Source organism: Parablautia muri, assembly GCF_009917485.1.
Classification (GTDB): Bacteria; Bacillota; Clostridia; order Lachnospirales; family Lachnospiraceae; genus Suilimivivens; species Suilimivivens muri.
On the sequence record NZ_QZDT01000002.1, the window covers coordinates 243,034 to 249,335 of the forward strand.

At 39.8% G+C, this 6,302-nt stretch carries 6 protein-coding genes; all 6 read right to left on the minus strand.

The genetic code is table 11. The features are described from left to right. Window positions 1-39 precede the first annotated feature (39 nt). The 6 genes from ung to D5281_RS03155 all read right to left on the minus strand — a co-directional run bounded on the left by ung (window position 40) and on the right by D5281_RS03155 (window position 6,074). The gene (gene ung / locus D5281_RS03130) at window positions 40-717 is read right to left on the minus strand and encodes a uracil-DNA glycosylase (protein ID WP_160558679.1); all 678 of its coding nucleotides are present in this window, start codon (window positions 715-717) and stop codon (window positions 40-42) included. A gap of 32 nt (window positions 718-749) precedes the next feature. Next, window positions 750-1,511, minus strand: a complete 762-nt coding sequence (hisF, locus tag D5281_RS03135; RefSeq protein ID WP_330584782.1) for an imidazole glycerol phosphate synthase subunit HisF — start codon at window positions 1,509-1,511, stop codon at window positions 750-752. A gap of 98 nt (window positions 1,512-1,609) precedes the next feature. Further along, window positions 1,610-2,218 carry an imidazole glycerol phosphate synthase subunit HisH gene (gene hisH / locus D5281_RS03140; RefSeq protein WP_160558680.1) on the minus strand — a complete coding sequence of 203 codons (609 nt, stop codon included), beginning with the start codon at window positions 2,216-2,218 and terminating at the stop codon, window positions 1,610-1,612. Then, window positions 2,202-4,181, minus strand: coding sequence for a hypothetical protein (locus D5281_RS03145; protein ID WP_160558681.1), 1,980 nt, complete (start codon window positions 4,179-4,181; stop codon window positions 2,202-2,204). The genes hisH and D5281_RS03145 overlap by 17 nt, the downstream gene beginning before the upstream one ends. A 45-nt stretch (window positions 4,182-4,226) precedes the next feature. After that, the gene (locus D5281_RS03150; RefSeq protein ID WP_160558682.1) at window positions 4,227-5,030 is read right to left on the minus strand and encodes a hypothetical protein; all 804 of its coding nucleotides are present in this window, start codon (window positions 5,028-5,030) and stop codon (window positions 4,227-4,229) included. Between the two features lie 141 nt (window positions 5,031-5,171). Beyond that, window positions 5,172-6,074, minus strand: a complete 903-nt coding sequence (locus tag D5281_RS03155; protein WP_160558683.1) for a chemotaxis protein — start codon at window positions 6,072-6,074, stop codon at window positions 5,172-5,174. Window positions 6,075-6,302 lie beyond the last annotated feature (228 nt).

Genomic DNA, 6,302 nt, shown 5'->3' on the forward strand with positions numbered 1-6,302 from the left:
TGAATGCTATGTCAATAGCTATGTTAATATAAATTATAATCACAAGTTTTCAATCTGCCAGTCAATCGGTTCAATACCGTGCTCTGAAAGGAATTGATTTGTCCGGCTAAAATGCTTACATCCAAAAAATCCTCTAAAAGCAGACAGCGGACTCGGATGCGGCGCCTTTAAAATGAAATGCTTTGGATTGGTGAGCATTGGAATCTTGCTTTGTGCGGGTTTCCCCCAAAGCAAATATACAATGGGCCTATCCTGTGCATTTACCGCCTCAATGATAGCGTCTGTAAATGTCTCCCATCCTTTCCCCTGATGAGAGCCTGCCTGATGGGCACGCACCGTAAGCACAGTATTTAACATTAACACTCCCTGGTCAGCCCATTTTTTCAGATAACCATTATTTGGAATATAGCATCCTAAATCCTCTTGAAGTTCCGTATAAATATTTTGCAAAGAAGGCGGAATTTCAGGCTGATCGGGTAAAACGGAAAAGCAAAGCCCATGGGCCTGATGTTCGCCGTGATAGGGATCCTGTCCTAAAATCAAAGCCTTCACTTTACTAAGTGGTGTGAAATGAAAAGCATTAAAAATATCATCTGCCGGCGGGTAAATCACACGCGTATCATATTCTTTTCTCACAAAGTGATAAAGCTCTTTATAATAGGGTTTGCGAAATTCCCCCTGAATATATTCCAGCCAATCATTATCAATCATTGCCATTGTAATTCTATGTCCTTCCCTAATCTGCCTTCTTATAATCTGACAGGCACTCCTTTTTCTTTCAAATATTTTTTTAAATCCTGTATTTCCAACTCTTTATAATGAAACAGGGATGCGGCTAAAACTGCCTCCGCCTTTCCCTCCTTTAAGGCCTCATAAAAATGTTCCTTTGTTCCGGCGCCTCCTGAAGCAATGACAGGAATAGAAACGCTTTCCGCTACCGCTTTCGTAAGGGCGATATCATAACCTGCCTTTGTTCCGTCACAGTCCATGCTGGTAAGCAGGATTTCTCCTGCCCCCAATTTCTCCGCTTTCATGGCCCATTCAACAGCATCAATCCCCATGTCTAACCGGCCGCCGTTTTTAAAAATGCTAAAGCCACTTCCATCTTCCCTGCGCTTAGCGTCAATGGCCACTACCACACACTGGCTGCCGAATTTATCAGCTGCCTCGCTTATCAAATCAGGATTCATGATAGCAGCAGAATTAACTGCTACCTTGTCCGCCCCTTCCCGGAGAATCATTTTAAAATCGTCAACTGTCCTGATGCCTCCGCCTACCGTAAAGGGAATAAACACTGTCTCCGCCACCTTGCGTACCATATCCGCCTTAATATCCCTGGCATCTGACGAAGCTGTAATATCCAAAAAAACAAGTTCATCTGCGCCCGCCTTATCATAAATCTTCCCAACCTCAACCGGATCACCAGCATCACGTAAATTTACAAAGTTTGTTCCCTTTACCACCCTGCCGTTCTTTACATCAAGGCAGGGAATAATTCTTTTTGTATGCACACTCTATTCCTCCATCCGTTCATCTTGCTTTCATCCTAATTTAACTCAAAGAAAAATGCCCGCCCTTCTAGGTGTTTTCAGGCATTTTCTCCGTATTTTTATACTTTAATATGAATAAAATTCTTAAGGATTTTAAGCCCTGTATCCGAACTTTTTTCCGGATGGAACTGGCAGGCAAAAAGATTTCCCTTTTCCACCGCTGCATGAATTAATGTTCCATATTCTGTAGTTGCCATCACAATATCGGCTTCCTTTGCCTTTAAGTAATAGGAATGCACAAAATACACATAAAAATCCTGTATCCCCTGAAATAATCGCCCCCGATTGGGAAATTCCAGGGAATTCCAGCCTATATGAGGAATCTTTATACCAGCTTCTTCCGGTATACGCAAAATTTCTCCCTCTAACAGCCCAAGGCCTTTCACGCCAGGGCTCTCCTCACTCCTATTAAACATAAGCTGTAAACCCAGACAAATCCCCAAAAAGGGGATTCCTCTGTAAGACACTTCATGAATCACTTCCACAAGGTCATAAAAATGCAGCTTTTCCATGGCATCTCCAAAGGCTCCCACCCCAGGCAAAATCACTCTGTCAGCCTTTAAAATCACTTCTCTGTCCCTGGTGATAACAGCATCCTCTCCCAGAGAAAGAAGTGCCTTCTCCACACTTTTAATGTTCCCGGCATCATAGTCAATTATCGCTGTCAAGTCCTATTATCTCCTCTTCCTCGGGCAAAATGTCCTGAGGCTGCATTGCTTCTTCCTGTGCCTTCTCCTCACCTGGTGCAGTAAACTCCGTACCGTTTACAATAGCTGTCAGCCTTTTCGTGTATGTAACATCATCATAAGCATTGATTTCCACCGCTTCTTCCGGTGTAATTCCATATCTGTCAAGAGCACCACAGATCTGCTGGTACAATATATTTAACTCATTCTGAGTCTCATATTCCTCTACTCCCGTCAGGCTATGGTAATAGTCTACTCCCTGCATAAGCGAATGCAAAGCTTCCAGCTCCTGATCTAACAGCATATTATTCTGATAGGATTTCCATCTTCTTTCAAGCTTTAAAATAAGATCTGCCCGCTCATACATGATTGTCTCATCACTATTTCGTCTTTTATTATAGAGAAATTTGTACACCGTCTCATAATCTTTTTCATTGTAAGCCGTATGAACTCTTTGTCGCTGTTCATATTCCGGAAGGAGATTGCTTAAAATGAAAATACTTGCAAGAAGCGTAGCACAAAGAGCAATCATCAGTATCAAAACCTTTTTGCTTATGATAGGTCTTTCAATCACCACTTCTCTGGGCTTCTTTTCCTTCTTTACTTTCTTTACTTTCTTTTTCTTATCATCCTTTTTAGGCGCTGCTTTTTCTTTTTTCTTCCCTTTCTTTTCTTTCTTCTCCTTCTTTTTCTGTGCTTCCTTCTTGATTTCTTCTCTCTCTGACTCGTTTATTTCTTTCAGTCCATTAACACTATCCTGATTCTCATCAAACCCATCGGCTTCCTCTGTTAATAAGCCTTTTAACTTCGAAAAGAGCCCCGGCTTTTTTTCATCCTTCTCTCTTATAATATCTTCCGGAACACCGTCCTTGGCATCCACACCACCTCTCGCTTCCATTTCAGTATCCAATGCAAGTTCCACATCTTCATCAGAGTCTTCGGCTTTCTTTTTCCCGCCAAATAATTTTTTTATTAAGCCGCCTTCGCTTTTAGGTTTTTCTTTTTTATTCTTCTCTTTCTTTGAACGCTTTTTCTTTTTCGTCTTCTTTTCCGGAATACTTTCCAGTTCCTCGGCCGAATTAATATATTGATTTCCGTCACGCAAAACTTCCTTTAATTCATGTTCATCAAAAATATCAAAGGCAGAATCATCGCTCTCATCACTGCTATCCGCTTTGACACTTTCAAGCAGTTCCAAAATATCATCATTTACATTTTCATTTTTTTCAACATTCTTAAGCAAACCATTAATTTCGGCCAGGTCTGCATCTGTGCTGTCCATATTATCAACTAAATCTGTAACATCCATCTTTTCCATATTTAAATTGTTCCCCGGACTTAAATCAGTAAAATTAGCATCATTAAGGTCACGATTCACAGGTTCTTTATCCTCGGAATCACTGTCCATAAGGTTCATATCCATAAGATTGACATCTTTAGGAACCTCATCATCCTCCTCATTGATATCTTCCACATTTGTATCTACGGCATATACATCCTTTGAGTTTGTAGTGTCAAAGTTCATGTTAAGCAAATCTGAAAGTGTATCATCAAGTTCTTCATCGTCTGAACCTTCCGTATCAATCTGCATCGAATCAATTGAGTCGATTAATTTCGCCAAATCATCCTGTGTCATATCATCTGTTTGCGGCACATCATTCTGCGCCCAACCATCTGCTTCTAGCACATCCGTCTGTACAGTATCCTCTTCAACTTGCGAATCAACCTGTGCAAGAATATTATCTAAACTGGCCTTCCAGTCATCAGAATCATTCGTAACCGTATCACTTTTCATTTCCGGAATATCCGTTGCCTTGGTAATCTTCTTCACCTCATCCGAGATTTTCTTTACATCCTTCATCGCATCTTTCATGGTTCTATTTTGCTGTTCACTATTGTTCATTGCCTCCAATAGATCGTCCAAGTATTCTTCATCTGTATCCATCCGACAATCCCCTCTCCTCAATTTCACAACATATAGTTTAACACACTAAAAAGCATTAGACAATTCTTTCATGAATTCTTCCGGCTTTTGGCATATTCCATGACCTTTTCCCTGAATTTCCTCCGTAATCTGATATAGCCTGCTATGTACTCTAAAAAGCTCCGCCTTCTGATTATAAAAGGCAATCTTTTCAAAGGGCCATCTAATCACTGTTGGATATTTCATTCCAACTCCCATTTCAATAAGACAAACTTTTTTATTCATTGTCCCCTGAAGCCATTTTTTATAAATAGACCATTGTGTCAAATATCCTTCCTCCACATACTTCAAAGCATTTACATTATTAAAAACTAAAGGCTTACCACAATGTGGACAAACAGGCTCCCTTATCGATTCCAATAAGCCGAGTTCTTCCTGCACCTCTTTTTCCCCAACATTTACTTCCTTCCAATATCTTTCAATTGACTGCAAAATATTTAGAGGCACATCATATAGTTCCGTGCTGCATCTTTCGCTACACTGCATCTTCCCATATCCACCACAAGGTTCTACAATACGTTCTTCATCCAGTCCTGCTTTTTTCATTCCTCCATCCTGACAAATTGACACAATAAAATAATTTTTCCCAGTCAGGCAATGTGCAATCAGGTGATAAAACTCTTTCTTTTCTTCTACCCTTCTATCTATCTCTATTTTTTCAATGTAGGGAACCATCCAAGAATTTTTTATTAATTCCAACTTTTTTTGATACTCCGAATTATGTTGAAGTTTGGGAAGTAAATCCACTTCCTCCCCAAGGCCGATCAACACAAAATCCGCTTCGTTTATTTTATCAATAACCTGTTTCATCTTCCTGCCTCTACATATCGCAAACAAGACATACAATGATGCTCTATATAATTTAAACAATGCTGTACAATTTGCATAAATCACTGTAATAAGAGCCGGAATTCCTCCCGGCCCCGCTTTATATATCCGTTGTAAGAAACTTTATTTTCCCGGCGTAACCAAATCATCTATCACTCTTACTAAATTACCTATCTCAGGTTTGGATAATTGTGCATTTGCGCCCAATGACTCACCCTTTTTCTTCATTTCATCATTTACAAGAGATGAGAAAATGATAATAGGAATATCCTGCGTTTCTTCATCTTCCTTTACAAGCTTTGTCAATCTGTGTCCATCCATGATGGGCATCTCTATATCCGTAATGATACACTGTACCGTTTCCTTCAATGTGCCATTTCTCTTACTGTCAAGAATAACATTATATGCTTCCTGTCCATTCGCTGTATGTATAAGGTTAACATACCCGGCCTGCTTCAGAGAATCTACTATCAATCTATTCAGCAATACGGAATCTTCTGCAATAAGAATCGGAACATTACTTCTGCCTCTGGTGCCCATTTCATCAATTTCACTGATCTTTAAGCCTGTCTCCGGATTAATATCTGTCACAATCTTTTCAAAGTCAAGAATAATAACCAGCCGATTGTCCAACTTAACAATGCCGGTGGAAATGCTCTCCTCCGCACTTGAAACCGTTGCCCCTGGTTTAATAATACTTTCCCAGGAAACTCTGTGTATTCCCCGTACAGCATCCACATGAAAAGCTATATCCAGTTTGTTAAAGTTTGTAATTATAAATAATCCGCCTGCCTCTGACACGCCTCTTTGTAAACAACCCTTTAAATCAATTGCAGTAATCATTGCATCTCTCGGCATAAAAATACCCTCAATGCTTGGATGTGAATTTGGTACAGGCGTTATTGGTTGATAAGGAATTATTTCTTTGATCTTCGCAACATTAATCCCATAAGCATTTCCATCCACTACAAATTCTAAAACTTCTAATTCGTTTGTTCCATTTTCAAGCAGAATCTTTGTATCCATTTCCTTCACCTCGTTCTTTTCAGGTCAACACTTAAAAGCAGTTAATTGCTTTTTATGCCTTTCACAAAATTATAACATATATATTCATTTCAAACAATAAAAAAAAAGCAGTTTAACTGCTTTTTATGTGTCATACCCTCAAAACCGAACACCAAGGCCACATCCTCACATCTTCTCGGTTAAGCTTCCGGCCTATTAGTACCTGTCAGCTCTGCACATTACTGTGCC